The sequence below is a fragment of the Hymenobacter lapidiphilus genome (assembly GCF_003417065.2).
In the GTDB taxonomy this organism is placed as follows: domain Bacteria; phylum Bacteroidota; class Bacteroidia; order Cytophagales; family Hymenobacteraceae; genus Hymenobacter.
In genome coordinates, this window is sequence record NZ_QVLT01000001.1 from 126,611 (window position 1) to 140,708 (window position 14,098).

11 protein-coding genes and 1 riboswitch are annotated in these 14,098 nt (G+C 61.6%); of the genes, 8 read left to right on the forward strand and 3 right to left on the reverse strand.

Going from position 1 to position 14,098, the window contains the following annotated elements:
- Positions 1-66: 66 nt before the first annotated feature.
- The gene (locus D0N36_RS00680) at positions 67-1,275 is read left to right on the forward strand and encodes a class I SAM-dependent methyltransferase (RefSeq protein WP_116939133.1); all 1,209 of its coding nucleotides are present in this window, start codon (positions 67-69) and stop codon (positions 1,273-1,275) included.
- Between the two features lie 112 nt (positions 1,276-1,387).
- Here D0N36_RS00680 and D0N36_RS00685 read toward each other — a convergent pair whose 3' ends face one another.
- Positions 1,388-1,972 carry a DNA-3-methyladenine glycosylase gene (locus D0N36_RS00685; RefSeq protein ID WP_190242457.1) on the reverse strand — a complete coding sequence of 195 codons (585 nt, stop codon included), beginning with the start codon at positions 1,970-1,972 and terminating at the stop codon, positions 1,388-1,390.
- Between the two features lie 189 nt (positions 1,973-2,161).
- Positions 2,162-2,395: riboswitch (cobalamin riboswitch) on the forward strand.
- Positions 2,396-2,597: 202 nt separating this feature from the next.
- On the opposite strand from D0N36_RS00685, the gene D0N36_RS00690 reads away from it, so the two are divergent.
- Together D0N36_RS00690 and D0N36_RS00695 are read left to right on the forward strand one after the other, a co-directional pair.
- Positions 2,598-4,520 (forward strand): TonB-dependent receptor plug domain-containing protein, encoded by a 1,923-nt coding sequence (locus D0N36_RS00690; protein WP_190242458.1) that lies wholly within the window; start codon positions 2,598-2,600, stop codon positions 4,518-4,520.
- A 112-nt stretch (positions 4,521-4,632) separates the two neighbouring features.
- Positions 4,633-5,715, forward strand: coding sequence for a DUF5074 domain-containing protein (locus D0N36_RS00695; protein ID WP_116939136.1), 1,083 nt, complete (start codon positions 4,633-4,635; stop codon positions 5,713-5,715).
- Positions 5,716-5,869: 154 nt separating this feature from the next.
- On the opposite strand, the gene D0N36_RS00700 is transcribed toward D0N36_RS00695, so the two are convergent.
- Positions 5,870-6,139, reverse strand: a complete 270-nt coding sequence (locus D0N36_RS00700) for a hypothetical protein (protein ID WP_116939137.1) — start codon at positions 6,137-6,139, stop codon at positions 5,870-5,872.
- Positions 6,140-6,380: 241 nt separating this feature from the next.
- Here D0N36_RS00700 and D0N36_RS00705 point away from each other — a divergent pair, with 241 nt between their 5' ends.
- The 5 genes from D0N36_RS00705 to D0N36_RS00725 all read left to right on the forward strand — a co-directional run bounded on the left by D0N36_RS00705 (position 6,381) and on the right by D0N36_RS00725 (position 11,581).
- The gene (locus tag D0N36_RS00705) at positions 6,381-6,737 is read left to right on the forward strand and encodes a hypothetical protein (protein ID WP_147320698.1); all 357 of its coding nucleotides are present in this window, start codon (positions 6,381-6,383) and stop codon (positions 6,735-6,737) included.
- The gene (locus D0N36_RS00710) at positions 6,734-7,306 is read left to right on the forward strand and encodes a helix-turn-helix domain-containing protein (protein ID WP_116939138.1); all 573 of its coding nucleotides are present in this window, start codon (positions 6,734-6,736) and stop codon (positions 7,304-7,306) included. The genes D0N36_RS00705 and D0N36_RS00710 overlap by 4 nt, the downstream gene beginning before the upstream one ends.
- Positions 7,307-7,618: 312 nt before the next feature.
- Positions 7,619-9,904 (forward strand): B12-binding domain-containing radical SAM protein, encoded by a 2,286-nt coding sequence (locus D0N36_RS00715; RefSeq protein WP_116939139.1) that lies wholly within the window; start codon positions 7,619-7,621, stop codon positions 9,902-9,904.
- 121 nt (positions 9,905-10,025) lie between these two features.
- Positions 10,026-10,517 carry a hypothetical protein gene (locus D0N36_RS00720; protein ID WP_116939140.1) on the forward strand — a complete coding sequence of 164 codons (492 nt, stop codon included), beginning with the start codon at positions 10,026-10,028 and terminating at the stop codon, positions 10,515-10,517.
- 248 nt (positions 10,518-10,765) lie between these two features.
- Complete coding sequence (locus D0N36_RS00725; RefSeq protein ID WP_116939141.1) at positions 10,766-11,581, forward strand: DUF6503 family protein; 816 nt, start codon at positions 10,766-10,768, stop codon at positions 11,579-11,581.
- A gap of 30 nt (positions 11,582-11,611) precedes the next feature.
- Here D0N36_RS00725 and D0N36_RS00730 read toward each other — a convergent pair whose 3' ends face one another.
- Positions 11,612-14,071 (reverse strand): TonB-dependent receptor, encoded by a 2,460-nt coding sequence (locus D0N36_RS00730; RefSeq protein WP_116939142.1) that lies wholly within the window; start codon positions 14,069-14,071, stop codon positions 11,612-11,614.
- Positions 14,072-14,098 lie beyond the last annotated feature (27 nt).

Sequence of the window (14,098 nt, forward strand, 5' to 3'; positions counted from 1 at the left end):
AAAAGCCAAGGCTGACCGGTGGCTTACAGTTTCGAAGCCTGCAGCTTAAAGAAGTAGCTTCGCACCATGGAATACCCGCTGCCCGCGGCGGCTCGCCAGTATGTGGCCGAGCACCTGCACGACGACCCCGCCCAACTGGCCCTGCAGGCCCGCCGTCATCCCAACCTCCCCGTTCCCGAACTGGTGCGCCAGATTCAGGCCCGCCAGAAAGCCCGCGTCAAGCTCCCCATCTGGGCCGCCAACCCCGACCTAGTTTTTCCACCCGCCCTCTCGGTCGAGCAAGCTTCCTCCGACCGCACTGCTACTTTTAAAGCTGAATTGGTACGCGGCGCCGAGCGCCTCGCCGACCTTACCGGCGGCTTCGGCGTCGATTCGGCCCACTTTGCCGCCACTGTGGGCGAGGTGCATTACGTGGAGCGCAACGCCGCGCTGGCCGATGTGGTGCGCTACAACCTGGCGCAGCTGGGCATAGAGAACGTGCATTGCCACGCCACCGACGCCACCCATTTCCTGCGCGATTCGGACGATACCTACGACTGGATTTACCTCGACCCGGCCCGGCGCGATACGGCTGCTAAGAAGATTTTCCGCCTCCAAGATTGCGAGCCCGACGTACTGCGCCTGCTGCCACTACTTTTGCGCAAAAGCCCGCGCATCCTGCTCAAAACCTCGCCCATGCTCGATATTGAGCAGGCCCTGCGGGAACTGGGCCACGTGCGGCGGCTGTGGGTGGTGGCCGTGGATAACGAGTGCAAGGAAGTGCTGTATGAGCTGGGCGAAGAGGCTGCCGTCGACCCCGAGCGCTACACCGTGAACCTGCGCCGCGACGGCAGCCGGCAGGAGTTTCGGTTCAACCGGGCCCGCGAGGCGCGCGCCATTGCCCGCTACGCCGAGCCGCAGCAGTTTCTCTACGAGCCCAACGTGGCCGTGCTAAAAGCGGGGGCTTTCAAGAGCGTGGGCACGGCTTTCGAGCTGCTGAAGCTGCACCAGCACAGCCACCTCTACACCTCCGACACGCTGCACCCCGACTTTCCCGGCCGCAGCTTCCGCATTCTGGCCGTGGAGAAATACGATGCCCAGGCCCTGCGCGCCCACCTCGGCCCGGCCGTGCGCGCCCACGTCACCACCCGCAACTTCCCCGATTCGGTCGCCGAATTCCGCCATCGTACCGGTATCCGTGAAGGCGGCGACTTGTACCTATTCGCCACTACCAGCCACGAAGGCAAGCTGCTCGTGCTGGTCTGCGAATCACAGATGACGCCGATACAAGGATAGTGCAGCCCGAATCACAGCTGATGCGGAGGAACGGATGCCGCAGATTCGTCCTGATTGGCTGGAATAGACGCCCAGCAAACAAGAGCGAATCTGCAGCATCCGTTCCTCGGCATCATGTATGGTTTATCTGGAGATTCCAAAGCAGACCAGCCGCTATGGAGCCAGCGTACTCCAGGCCGATGCGAGGGCCAGCAAGAATTTGGTCGGCGGGGATGATTTCGCCGTGGTCTTCAATCCAGAGCAGGCCGCCCTGCAGGTCGGTACCGGTGAGGTCGGGCGTGAGGCCCAGCGCCTGGGTGAGCATGCCTGGGCCGGCCGTGAGGCGGTTGGGCTTGATGGAGGCCCCCCGGCGCTCCTGCATCACATCCAGGCCCACGAGCGGCTCAATAGCGCGGAGCAGCACAGTATCGGTTTTGCCGGCTTCGTTGGTGCAGATGTTGAACAGCGTGTGGCGCTGATACACTTTATACAGGTAGGCCCGGCCGCCGGGCTCCCGCAGCGCCTGGCTGGCCGAGCTAAGCCGCTTGAGGTGCATGGTCAGCGAGTCGTCGCCGAGGTGCGAGTAGGCTTCGGTTTCGATGATGCGGCCGCCGGTAAGCTGGCCATCGACCCGCGAGAAAACGTGCTTGCCGAGCAGCTCGCGGGCAATCTGCACTGGGTCGGGGCGGCGGTAAAACTCGGGGGGCAGTTTTTTCATGGGTGGGAAAGGGTGAGTATAGAGAGGTGAGAGGTGAGAGGTTAGAAGTGAGATGAACGTCATTCAGAGTGCAGCGAAGAATCTCGCGTGCTGATGTTGCAACGGTATAACAACGGCTTCAGGCGAGATTCTTCGCTGCGCTCTGAATGACGTTCCTTTTCTCCCCTCTCACTTCTAAAATTCCCCGCTTATCTTTGCCCCCGTAAAGGTGGCCGGACCCCGATTGGGGGGCGAGGCTGAAAAGGGAATCCGGTTCAAAACCGGAGCTGTCCCCGCAACTGTACGCTTCACGAGTCGGCGCGTCATCACCGGCCACTGTTTCGGCAGCTGTTTTCTTTTCTCTCGCAGGAAAGAAGGCGGCGGAAATGGGAAGGCGACGCGCCAGGAGCAAGCCAGGAGACCTGCCTTTGCATTTCCCCATGTTCAGCGCCTGCGGAGGAAGGGCGGAGAATGAATGCAGTAGCGGCCTTTCGGGGCCGCAAGGTACCCTTCTGTTTTCGTACTCGGCTTCGGCTGGTCGGCGCTTTTGGCGCTAACCCCACGGAGTTTTGAACTGAATTTTTCGGTCACGAAAATTTTGGTTCTCCAGACGCTTTTACCCGGACGGCTTGCCGCCCAATTCGCTTTGCTCGGCGGCTTCGGTCTGCTAGCTGGCGCGGTGCGGCCCGCCGCGGCCCAAGCCCCCGCCGATACATTGCGGAGCCAGCAGTTGCCTGCCGTTCGGGTTTCGGGGCTCCGGCCGACACATTTTGCCGTGGGCAGCCGCCAGTTGGTACTCGATTCGTTGGCCCTGAACAACTACCGCAACGGTACGCTGGCCGATGCGCTGGGGGCGCGCACCGCCATTTACCTCAAAAATTACGGACCGGGGCAGCTGTCGTCCATATCGTTGCGGGGCACTTCGGCCCGCCATACGGCCGTGCTCTGGAACGGCTTCAACATCAACCTGCCTTCGCTGGGTGAGGCCGATTTTGCCCTGCTGCCCGTGAATGGCACCACGCAAGTAGAGGTGCAGCCGGGCCCGGCAGGCGCTACCTACGGCAACGGGGCGGTGGGCGGCACGGTGCAACTCAGCGCGGCCGCCAACAGTCCAGCCGACTGGGGCCGGGGCTGGCACGGCACCGTGCAGGGCGACTACGGCAGCTTCGGGCTGGGCGCGGGAGTGGCTACGGCCGGCTTCAGCAACCAGAAAATAGCGTTGCGCACCAGCTTCAACTACCGCCGCGCCAACAACGACTTTCCTTTTTACGTGGGTGAAGGTCGCGGCCGGGTGCAGCAGCGCCAGGAAAACGCGGCCTTCCGGCAGGCCAGCTTCAGCCAAGATGCTACCCTGCGCCTGGGCCAGCGCGGCGAGTTGAGCATCGCCGTCTGGCTCACCGATGCTGACCGCCAGATTCAGCCCGGCATCGGCACCAACAACACCAACGCCCAGGAGCGCGACCAGAGCCGCCGCCTGACGGCCGGTTACCGCCGCGTGAGTACCCGCCGCGAGTGGGCCGTGCGCACTGCTTGGTTCGAGGACGTTATCAACTACCGCGACGACGCGAGCGGCCTTAGCGAATCGACGGTGCGCACCAGTCAGGCCCAGGCCGAGCATACCTGGCGGCTGGCGCCCAACGCCTCAGTGCGGCTGGGGGGCGAGGCTCAGCACTTCGCGGCCCAGGTAGATGGCTACGGCGCGGCCCCGCGCACCGAAAACCGCTACTCGGGCTTCCTGCTGCTGCGCTACGACCCGCGGCCCCGGCTGCAGCTCTCGCTGAACCTTCGGCAGGCAGTGCTACCGGGACGGCAGCCGCCCCTCACCCCTACTGCCGGGGCCGAGTGGCTGGCCCTGGCCGCCGGCCGGCACGCACTCAGCCTGAAAGGCAACGCCTCGCGCAGCTACCGCGCCCCCACCCTCAACGAGCGGTACTGGCGGCCCGGCGGCAACCCCGACCTGCTACCCGAGGAAAGCTTCGGCTACGAGGGCGGACTGGCGCACACCTTTAAAACGACTGGCCTGACGCTGCAAAATGAGCTAACCGGCTACCGGCAGTTGGTAGATAACTGGGTGCAGTGGACGCCGGGCGCTTCGTACTGGTCGCCGCGCAACCTGCGGCAGGTGCGGGCGCAGGGCCTGGAAGCCAGCAGCACGCTGGGTTGGCAGCCGGGCGCGTACCGGCTCACGGCGCGGGGTTCTTATGCCTTCACGAGCACCGAGAAAACCCAGGGTACGGCTGTTGATGCTGACCCGGTGGGCCGGCAGCTGCCCTTCGTGCCCCGGCATACGGTGGCCCTCAGCACCGATAATGCCTGGCGGGGCTGGCAGCTGGGCACCACGCTCACCTATACCGGCCACCGCTACACCGACGCTTCGGCCACCGATTTTCTGCCCGGCTACCTGCTGCTGAACGCTTCAGTGGGCCGCACGCTGGCTCTGGCCCCGACCTGGCAGCTGCTGGTGCTGGCCCAAGGCTTCAACCTGACCGACAACAACTACCAGAATTACCAGAACCGCGCCCTGCCCGGCCGCAACGCCAGCTTCAGCCTGCGCCTGCTGTGGCGGTGATTTTTAGTGGTGCGTGATTGGTTGGTTCTGACCGATAACCATTGACCACAACCGCACACCGCGAACGACTGCACACGAATAATTCACCCTTAATACATATCCCCCTTTCCAAATGAAGTCATTTTCTACTCTTGCCAGCCTGCCGGGCCGGCTGCTGCTGGGTAGCGCCGCCGCGCTTACGCTGCTGGCCTGCGACCCCGACAACGACCCCAACCCCGGGCCAGCGCCCGTGGTTACGAACTCGGTGTTCGTGATAAACGAGGGCAACTTCGGCCGCTCCAACGCCGACATCAGCCTGTTCAGCAAGGCTAGCAATTCGGTTATCAACAAGTCCCTGTTTGCCTCGGTCAACAAGATGCCCCTCGGTGATGTTGCCCAGAGCATGGCCGTGCGCGACAGCCTGGGCTACATCGTGGTCAACAACAGCAACAAGCTGGAGGTAGTGTCGCTGTTCAAATTCAAATCGAAGGCCACAGTTAAAGACCTCAAGCTGCCCCGCTATTTTGTGGCTGCTTCGTCGGATAAGGGCTACGTAACCGAAACAGTGTCGTATACCACCACCTTTGGTCAGGTATCAGTTATCGATTTGAAAACCAACCAGGTAACCCGCAGCATTGCCGTGGGCAAGCAACCTGAGCAGCTGGTTGTGGTGGGCTCACGCCTCTACGTGACCAACAACGGCGACAATACCGTTACCGTCATCAACACTACCACCGATGTAGTGGAAGGCACCATTACGGTGGGCGACGGGCCCAACAGCGTGGTAGCCGACCGCAACGGCCGGGTTTGGGTGTTGAATAGCGGTAAGATAGTGTACAACCCCAACCCCACCCGGCTGAGCAAAGGCAGCCTTTCGCAGATTGTGCCCGGCCAGCTTACGGCCACGACCCGTGAAATGCCCTCCGACCAGAGCTCCCCCGGCAACCTGACCATCAACGGCAGCCTCGACCAGCTCTATTATACTTACCTGGGCGGCGTGTACACGCTCGGCATCAACGAGGCCACCCTGCCCACCCAGCCCCTGATCAAGCGCGGTGGCTTCTACGGCCTGGGTGTCGATCCGCAGGACGGCACGATTTACGGCGGCCTGGCCTCGTTTTCGTCGGCCGACAAGGTGATTCGCTTTAAAAGCACCGGCGCAGCCATCGATTCGTTCACGGTTTTGGCCGGCCCCAACGGCTTCGTATTTTATTAAGCCTTACGGGTAGCCACCGGCTTTAAGGCCGGCCTCTACTGATACAAAGCAAGGCCCCGCACTCCTGTTGAGCGCGGGGCCTTGCTTTGTATCAGTAGAGGCCGGGGTGCCAAACAAAAGCGCCGGCGGGTTACTTTGGTATCAGTCGGCAAGCTTAGTCGGCCAGCCCGTCGCGGTTGCGGTCGGGGGTATCGGCGGCATTTTCGTACTGGTCTCTAATGGTCGTCCGGTTTGTATCGGGCCGCATACCCGAGGCAGCCGAATCGTCTCCCTGGTTGTTGGGGCGGCGGGCTTCGGGGTCCATTTTTTTGTCGCTACCAATCTCGACGTTGGTGGCGCCGTCTTCGCTACCTGTATTGCAGGCCGCAAGAGAACCGGTAAGTAGCAGAATGGCTGCCAGAGGACGGAGTAGGGTGATTTTCATGCAAGAGCGAATAGAACGTGACAAGTCAGAAGTGTAAGGTAAGTATCTGTACGGCTGACTGCCTGACTGGTTTTTACGTATGCAATTTTCAGGCTCCCGGGTACAGCAGGCAACCCGCAGCCTTCATCCTCTTCCCTTGGCCAACGCTGCGCTACATGCCCTATTTTCAGTCCGGCTCCTATCCTACCTCGTAACGACCATGCAGGGCAACAGCTTATATTTACGCCCTCTACGTTATATCATGCCTCAATCCGTCAGCATTTTTTCCCAGCTCCGGCCGCTACTCCGGCAGGTGGCTCTGCTGGCCGGAATCAGCGTTGCGCTGTCTCTGGCCCTAATTCTGTACTTGTATGGAAGTCAGGACCAATTTCTAATTCGGCTGTCTGGGGCTTTTTTTGTATTTTTTTGGCTGCTGACCATTACCTTTTTGGCAGCAGTTCCGTTTGTAAGTTGGGCAGCAGCCAACTGGTTTGGCTCGGCCTGGGCCAAAGCCCCGGCCAGCTCCATACGGCGTAAAAAACCGGCTGCCGCCGTCGTTTCCCGTTCTCCTGCACGTGCTGTCGCACGGCCGAAACCCTCCAACCACAATCATCCGTGAAAACCAATCTGCTCCACATCAAAAATATGGTTTGCCCCCGCTGCATCGAGGCAGTGCGCAACCTGTTCGAACAGGCCGGCTACACCCCTACCGACGTAACGCTCGGCCAGGTTCAGCTGGATGAGAATACACCTGCTGACCCCAGCGCCGTGGCTCCGTTGCTGCGCGAAGCTGGCTTCGACGTAATTATGGGCCGCGCCGACCAGCTTACCGAACAAATCAAATCTGCGCTGATAGAGTACCTCGAACACTTGCGTACTGCCCGCATGCCGCTAACGACCTCGGCCTTCCTCACTGACCGGTTTGCGGCTACCTACTCGCACTTGAGCAAGGTATTTTCGCGCACCGCCAACCTTACCATCGAGAAATATCTCATTCGGATGAAGATTGAGCGGGTGAAGGAGATGCTGAGCTACAACGAAATGACGCTGAGCGAAATAGCCGAAAAAATGCGCTACAGTTCGGGCCAGCACCTGAGCAACCAGTTCCGCCAAGTTACCGGCCGTTCGGTCAGCGAATTCCGCCGCGACTTGCTGCCCCGCCGTCTTTCGCTCGATCAGCTGACGTAAGTTAGTAGTAGTAGTAGTAGCCGAGGAAGCCAGCCAAAGCCGTTCAGCCAACCTTACGAGGGTAGCTGAGCGGCTTTGGCGTTCCGGTCTGGCCCGCGTGGCGTTGTTCGCACCGGGTTTGGTTCTATGCAAGGCAAAGAGCCACTGGCTGGTTTCTTGGGTTAGCATTACCAACCAACCTCAACCTGCTGCTGTTGGGTATAGTGTAGGAGGCGGTGGCGGGCGGGGCTGTACCTTTGCGGGCACCTTTCGGGCCGCCCGGCGGTTGCTCTCTTCACGGCTCGACTGGCCTTTACCTTTGATGTCTTCGCGTTGACTTCGCCTACCGTTCTGCTCATTACTCCGCCGCTCACGCAGCTCAACACGCCCTACCCGGCTACGGCCTACATCAAGGGGTTTCTGGGCGGGCGCGGCTACGCCGTTACCCAGGCCGATTTGGGGTTGGAGCTGGTACTGAAGCTGTTTTCGCGCGCGGGCCTGACGCGGGTTTTCGCCGAAATAGAGGCCGGCAACTTCGCGCTGAGCGACAACGTGCGGCGGATGTTGCGGCTCAAAAACAGCTACCTGAGTACCGTGGAGCCGGTCGTACGGTTTCTGCAGAACAAGGACAGTACCCTGGCGCCCCGCATCTGCCACTCGCGCTACCTGCCCGAGGCCAGCCGCTTCGACAACGTAGCCGACCTGGAAACCGCTTTCGGCACCATGGGCCTCACCGACCAGGCCCGCCACCTGGCCACGCTTTACCTCGAAGACCTGGGCGACCTGCTCAAGGAAACCGTGGGCCCACAGTTCGGCTTCTCGCGCTACGCCGAGAAGCTGGGCATGTCGGCTACCACCTTCGACGAGCTGCACGCGGCCCTGCAAGCCCCGCCCAACCTGCTCGATGAGCTGCTGCTGGAGCTGCTCGACGACCTCGTGGCTCGCGTACAGCCCGACATTGTGGGCTTCACGGTGCCGTTTCCGGGCAACCTCTACGGGGCGCTCCGGCTGGCCGGCCGCATCAAGGAAATCAGCCCTGCCACCTACACCATCATGGGCGGCGGCTACCCCAACACCGAGCTGCGCAACATCAAGGAGCCGCGCTTCTTCGACTACATCGACTTCCTGACCCTGGACGACGGTGAGGGGCCGTGGCTCAGGCTTTTAGAAGGACTTACCAGTTATAAGGAACGTCATGCTGAGCTTGCCGAAGCATCTCTACCGCTCCGTCATTACGGCTCAGATGAAGCGGTAGAGATGCTTCGACAAGCTCAGCATGACGTTCTTTTTACCGCCCAACTCCAACGAACCTTTCTGCGCAATGCCGCTGGCGAGGTCGAATACGTCAATCATCCGCAGCCCGATATTCCGCACCCCGAGGTGGGCACGCCGGACTACTCGGACTTGCCGCTGACTGAATATTTGTCGGTTATTGAGGTGCTGAACCCGATGCACCGGCTCTGGAGCGACGGGCGCTGGAACAAGCTTACGGTAGCCCACGGCTGCTACTGGAAGCGCTGCTCGTTCTGCGACGTAACGCTCGACTACATCGGCCGCTATGAAACCGCGCCCTCGGCCCTGCTGGCCAACCGCATCGAGCAAATCGTGGCCCAGACCGGCCAGACTGGCTTTCACTTCGTGGATGAGGCCGCCCCGCCGCTGGCCCTGCGCGATTTGGCCATCGAGTTGCTCAAGCGCCGCACCGGCATTACGTGGTGGGGCAACATCCGCTTCGAGAAAACCTTCTCGCCCGATTTGTGCCGGCTGCTGGCCGCCAGTGGTTGCATTGCCGTGAGCGGCGGCCTGGAAGTTGCCTCGGATAGGCTGCTGGCCCTGATGGAGAAAGGCGTAACCATTGCCCAGGTGGCCCGCGTGACGGACGGTTTTACGCAGGCCGGCGTGATGGTGCACGCCTACCTGATGTATGGCTTCCCCACCCAAACCACCCAGGAAACGGTGGATTCGCTGGAAATCGTGCGGCAGCTGTTTGAAGCCGGCATTGTCCAGAGCGGCTACTGGCACCGGTTTTCGATGACGGCCCACTCGCCGGTGGGCCGCAACCCGGCCAAATACCAAGTGGCCGCCACTGGCCCCGAGCCCGGCCCCTTCGCCTGGAACGACCTGTGGCACGACGACCCCACCGGTACCGACCACGGACAGTTCGGGCCCGGTCTGGCCAAGGCGCTCTACAACTACCTGCACGGCGTGGCCCTGCACGAGCCGCTAAGCTTCTGGTTCGATTTCCGGGTACCCAAAACCACCGTGCCCCGCAATACGGTGGCCCAGGCCCTGCAGGAACCTATCAAGCCCGATTTCGCCAAACAGAACCTGCGCCTGTTCTGGCTCGGCAACGCACCCGAGCTGCGCCTCGAAACCGCCAAAAAAAGCGGCCGTGCCATCCTCACTTTCTACGAGCAGGCCGAAGACTTCGAACTGAAGGTACCCGCCGCCCTCGGCCCTTGGCTCCACGATTTACTCACCCGCCTCAGCTCCGATTACGACACCAAAATCCTGCTCAAAGACGCCGCCCGCGACTTCCCGGCCGGGTCAGTCTTTGCGCAGTTCCTGGAGTCGGAGGCGTGGCTGACGTTGCGCGAAAAGGGGCTGCTGATACTGTAGGAAGTGCAAGTTGCCGCCTACCTGCTGGGCGGCAACTTTTTACCTCGTTCCGGCGCTCAGTTTGGACCAACTATTGACGGGGGCTGTTACACGTCTATTTTCCAAGTTAAATCCCCTCACTATGTACCCCTCTTTACGCTTTTATGCTACCGCCGCCCCATTATGCGTACTGCTGGCGCTAACTGCCTGCTCGAAACGCACCGACGCGTATCCCCAGCCGGCCGTGGTGGCCCGCTGGACGATAGACGGACAGGAGCGCACCTCGATTTTGGCGCGGGCTGAAACGAATTTTGACAAGGTGAACGTCTATATCTACCAAAACTCCATGGGTCCGAATTCGAGCGGTACGCAGGTTGCCGTATCGCTCTCTCTGCCGAAGAGTATCGGGACGTACGCAATCGGTACCAACTCGCAGACTCAGGCCACCTTTATCGACCTTGGTACCAGCACCGGACCAAACGGAGAGCCTTACACGGCCGAGACTGGCTCCGTTACCATTTCTACCCTTACGGCCACCAGCGTTTCGGGTACCTTCACCCTTACAGGCAGGGGCTACCTGAACAAGCAATTGACGAAAACCGTGACGAACGGCAAATTCACAGCCACGCTGTAGGCCAGAATCGCCCGTAAAGTCGACCGACAGAAACTGTTTGTGCTGGTTGAAGTCGCCTGTTGGGGCTATTGACAACGTATCAAGCGGGCGAGGCACGTGGGCAAAGCGTGTGGCAAGCTTGTTTTGGCGGGCCTGTTTGTGCCGCAGCAAACAGGCCCGCCGGAAACCGGCAGGGCCGCCGACCACGAACAGACCCAGGTACAGGAGGCTTATAGCTGCTTCCGCCATCACCTACTGCTCAGCTATTTATGAAACACGTTTTCTACTTCAGCCTCGCCCTGGTATTGGCCGCGTGCACTTCCAACCCTGAGCAAGCCGTTACGACGGCCGCCCCCACCGAAGCTGTAACCCCCAAGCGCGAGCTGCCAAAACTGCTGCAACAGGCGCTGGAAGCCCACGGCGGACTGGCCGCCTGGCAGCAATTTGGTATGATGAGCTACCAGCTAAGCGGCACGCTCGGCGGCGAGGCGCGCGAGGAAAAGCACTTAATTAATTTGCGTACCCGCCAGGTTCGTATCGAAGGACCAGACTATCAACTGGGCCTCGACGACCAGAATGAGGTATGGGTGAGCCCGAACAAGGCGGCTTTCGGCAAAATGTCGGCTCGTTTCTACCACAACCTGTATTTCTACTTCTTCGCCATTCCGTTTGTGCTGGCCGATGAAGGGACCAACTACGAAGACTTGGGTACCCGCACGGTGGCCGGCAAAGCCTACCGGGCCCTCAAAGTCAGCTACGAAACCGGCCGCGGCGACTCGTCGGGCGACGAGTACATTGCCCACTTCAACCCCGAAACCTACCGCCTGGAGCTAGTGCTTTACACTGTCACCTTCTTCGAGCCCGGCAAGGCTGCCACCTACAACGCCCTGCTCTACCCCGAGTGGCAGCAGGTAAACGGCTTGTTGCTGCCCCGCCGCATGGAAGGCCACAAGTTTGCCGACAACCAAATCGGCGAGCTGCGCTATCAGGCCGCGTTCAGCCAGGTGCAGCTCACCAAGCCCCAGCCCGAAACCAGCCAGTTTGCCCGGCCCGCAGGTGCCGAACTGGATTCGCTGAAGCAGTAGAACTACGGCCGCCTTGCTGCCCACGTACCGCTAAAATGGCACGACCACTTTCACGCTCAGGTTGCGGCCGGGGCTGTAGATACCCAGGCGGCCGGTGGATGAGGCGCGGTAATACTCGAAGTATTTGAGGCGGTTGAGGTGAGACTGGTAGGCTACGTCGAACAGGTTGTCGGCTTGCAGCACCAGCTGCAGGGCGTCGCGGCCGGTGGCGGTACGCAGGGTGGTGCCGGCACCCAGGCCCGTGAGCAGGTAGCCGGGCGTGGCGGTTTCGGCTCCATCCACGGCGTAGAAGCGGTTCTGGCGGGCCGTGCCGGCCACCGACAGGCGCAGGTAGCTACCGGCCAGGCGGCGGCCGGGCTGGTCGGGCAGCGTGAAGCGCAGCTCGGTCTGGGCCGTCGGGGCCGGAATCAGAGGCAGGTAGCGGGCGGCGTTTCCTTCCCGTTCGCGCAACGCCGCATTTTTATTGAGGCCCACAACCAACGCCGCGCCGGAGCGCCAGCTCAGCCAGGGCAAAGCGGCGGGCTGCACGTTGAAGGCGACTTCGCCCCCATAGAGGGTGGCCGCCGCCTGCTGAAATTTATAGGTGGAGTTGCCGAACTTGTCGCTTAGGGCCTGTCCGTTGGCGTCAAACTGCTTGGCCTGGTAAATGAAGTTCTCGACGTGGTTGTAGAACGCCTCAGCGCTGGCCTCGAAGCCGGGCGACTTCCAGAGCACGCCCACATCTTCCTGCCAGTTGAATTCGGGCTGGAAATCGGGGTTGCCCAGGTAGATGATGTGGGCGCCCGGGTCGAGGCCGTTGGAGCCGATTTCGGGGATGTTGGGGGCGCGGTAGCCGCGGGCCACGTTGGCCCGCAAAACCAGGTTTGGCCCCACCGCGTACGAGCCGCCCACGCTGGCCGACACGCCGCGGTACACCTTGTGGAAATCTGAGAACTGCCGGTCGGCGCCGGGCGTATTGGCGTCGGCCTTGGTGCCGAAACCGGTAGCCGGGTCGAGGCCCGCGTAGAAGTCGTTCCAGTCTACCACGCGGGTATCGTAGCGCAGGCCGCCGGTTAGCTCCAGCGCCCCAAAAGCCTTTTTCACCACCCCAAAGCCCCCAATATCAAACAGCCGGTAGGGCGGAATGGCGAAGTCGGTGGCGTTCAGGTGCTGGTTGTCCTGGCCCATGCCGTTCACGCCCACTGTCAGCTCGTAGCCCTTGAAATCCTGGAACAGGTAGCGGGCCTGGTAGTTGAGCGTGGTCAGGCGCAGGTCGAGGCCGGGCTGGTCGGGGGCGGTGGGGTGGTTGAACTCCTGGCGGTGGTTTTGCTGCACGCCCAGCAGCAGGCGCAGCTCGCCGGGCCCGGTTTTCAGTTCGCTCGTGGCGAAGGCCCGGTAGTGCTGAATGTGCTGGTACAGGTTGCTGATGCCGTAGCTCTTCAGCTCTGAGTTGCTCACTACGGGGCGGTTGTTGAAGTCGTCGAGGTCACCGTCGAAAATCTGTTTAGTAAAGGCTCGGCTTAGCGAGTCGCGGCTGCCGTCGGGTATTTCCTGCCGGTTGTTGTACGTCGTCAGCCACAGGCGCACATTGCCCCAGTCCTGCTGCACGCCTACCATGCCCGTCAGGTTCAGCTCGCGGAAACCAGTGTTGTACACCCGGCCGTCCACCGGGTTGCTGTAGTCGCGGGCCCAGCGGTGGCTGCCCCGCAGGTTGGTCTGGAAGCCGTTTTTCTGGTAGTTGAAGGCGAGCGACTTGCCAACCAGCCCGTTCACCGACTGGTACTCGGCCAGCGCTTCGCCATGCAGTTCGCCATCGGGGCCGGTGGGCAAAGCGGGCAGCAGGTTCACCACGCCGGCCACGGCATCGGAACCGTAAAGCAGACTGGCGGGGCCCTTCACCACTTCCACCCGGTCGAGGCCGTAGCCGTCCACCTCAATACCGTGCTCGTCGCCCCACTGCTGGCCTTCCTGGCGCAGCCCGTTGAACATCGTGAGTACCCGGTTGTAGCCCAGGCCCCGGATAAAGGGCTTGCTGATGTTGGGGCCGGTAGTTACGGCAGCCAGACCGGGAACCCCGCGCACGGCCGCATCAATGGCGTTACCGTTGGCGTTGAGGCGGATTTCGCGGCCCGTTATAGCGGCAATGGGTACCGGCGAGCGGCGGATTTCGGTGCTCCGACTCACGCCGGTAACCACCACCTCGCCCAAGGTACTCTCGGTTGATTGCAGCCACGCCATAAGGGGCTGGGCTAGCGGCAGCACGACGGTTTGGGTAACCGTGGTGTAGCCCACGGCGCTGAACTGCACCTGCTGCGGCCCAGCCGGAAGGTCGGGTAGCATGAAGCTGCCACTTTCGTCGGCGGCAGTGCCCTTTTGCAGAGCCGGCAGGGCCACATTGGCAAACGGCACGGCTTGGCCCCGCTGGTCGAGCACCCGGCCGCGCAGGCTGGCGGTTTGGGCCAGGGCGGGCAGCGTCAGCAGGAAAAGAAAGAATGTAAGATATAACTTCATTTAAGTTGCGTTGAATTTATTTTTTAG

What these genes read in the sequence shown, in the direction of transcription:
- D0N36_RS00680 (WP_116939133.1), top strand. Translation starts at nt 67, where the DNA reads ATGGAATACCCGCTGCCCGCGGCGGCTCGCCAGTATGTGGCCGAGCAC.
- D0N36_RS00685 (WP_190242457.1), bottom strand. Translation starts at nt 1,972, where the DNA reads ATGAAAAAACTGCCCCCCGAGTTTTACCGCCGCCCCGACCCAGTGCAG.
- D0N36_RS00695 (WP_116939136.1), top strand. Translation starts at nt 4,633, where the DNA reads ATGAAGTCATTTTCTACTCTTGCCAGCCTGCCGGGCCGGCTGCTGCTG.
- D0N36_RS00700 (WP_116939137.1), bottom strand. Translation starts at nt 6,139, where the DNA reads ATGAAAATCACCCTACTCCGTCCTCTGGCAGCCATTCTGCTACTTACC.
- D0N36_RS00705 (WP_147320698.1), top strand. Translation starts at nt 6,381, where the DNA reads ATGCCTCAATCCGTCAGCATTTTTTCCCAGCTCCGGCCGCTACTCCGG.
- D0N36_RS00720 (WP_116939140.1), top strand. Translation starts at nt 10,026, where the DNA reads ATGTACCCCTCTTTACGCTTTTATGCTACCGCCGCCCCATTATGCGTA.
- D0N36_RS00725 (WP_116939141.1), top strand. Translation starts at nt 10,766, where the DNA reads ATGAAACACGTTTTCTACTTCAGCCTCGCCCTGGTATTGGCCGCGTGC.
- D0N36_RS00730 (WP_116939142.1), bottom strand. Translation starts at nt 14,071, where the DNA reads ATGAAGTTATATCTTACATTCTTTCTTTTCCTGCTGACGCTGCCCGCC.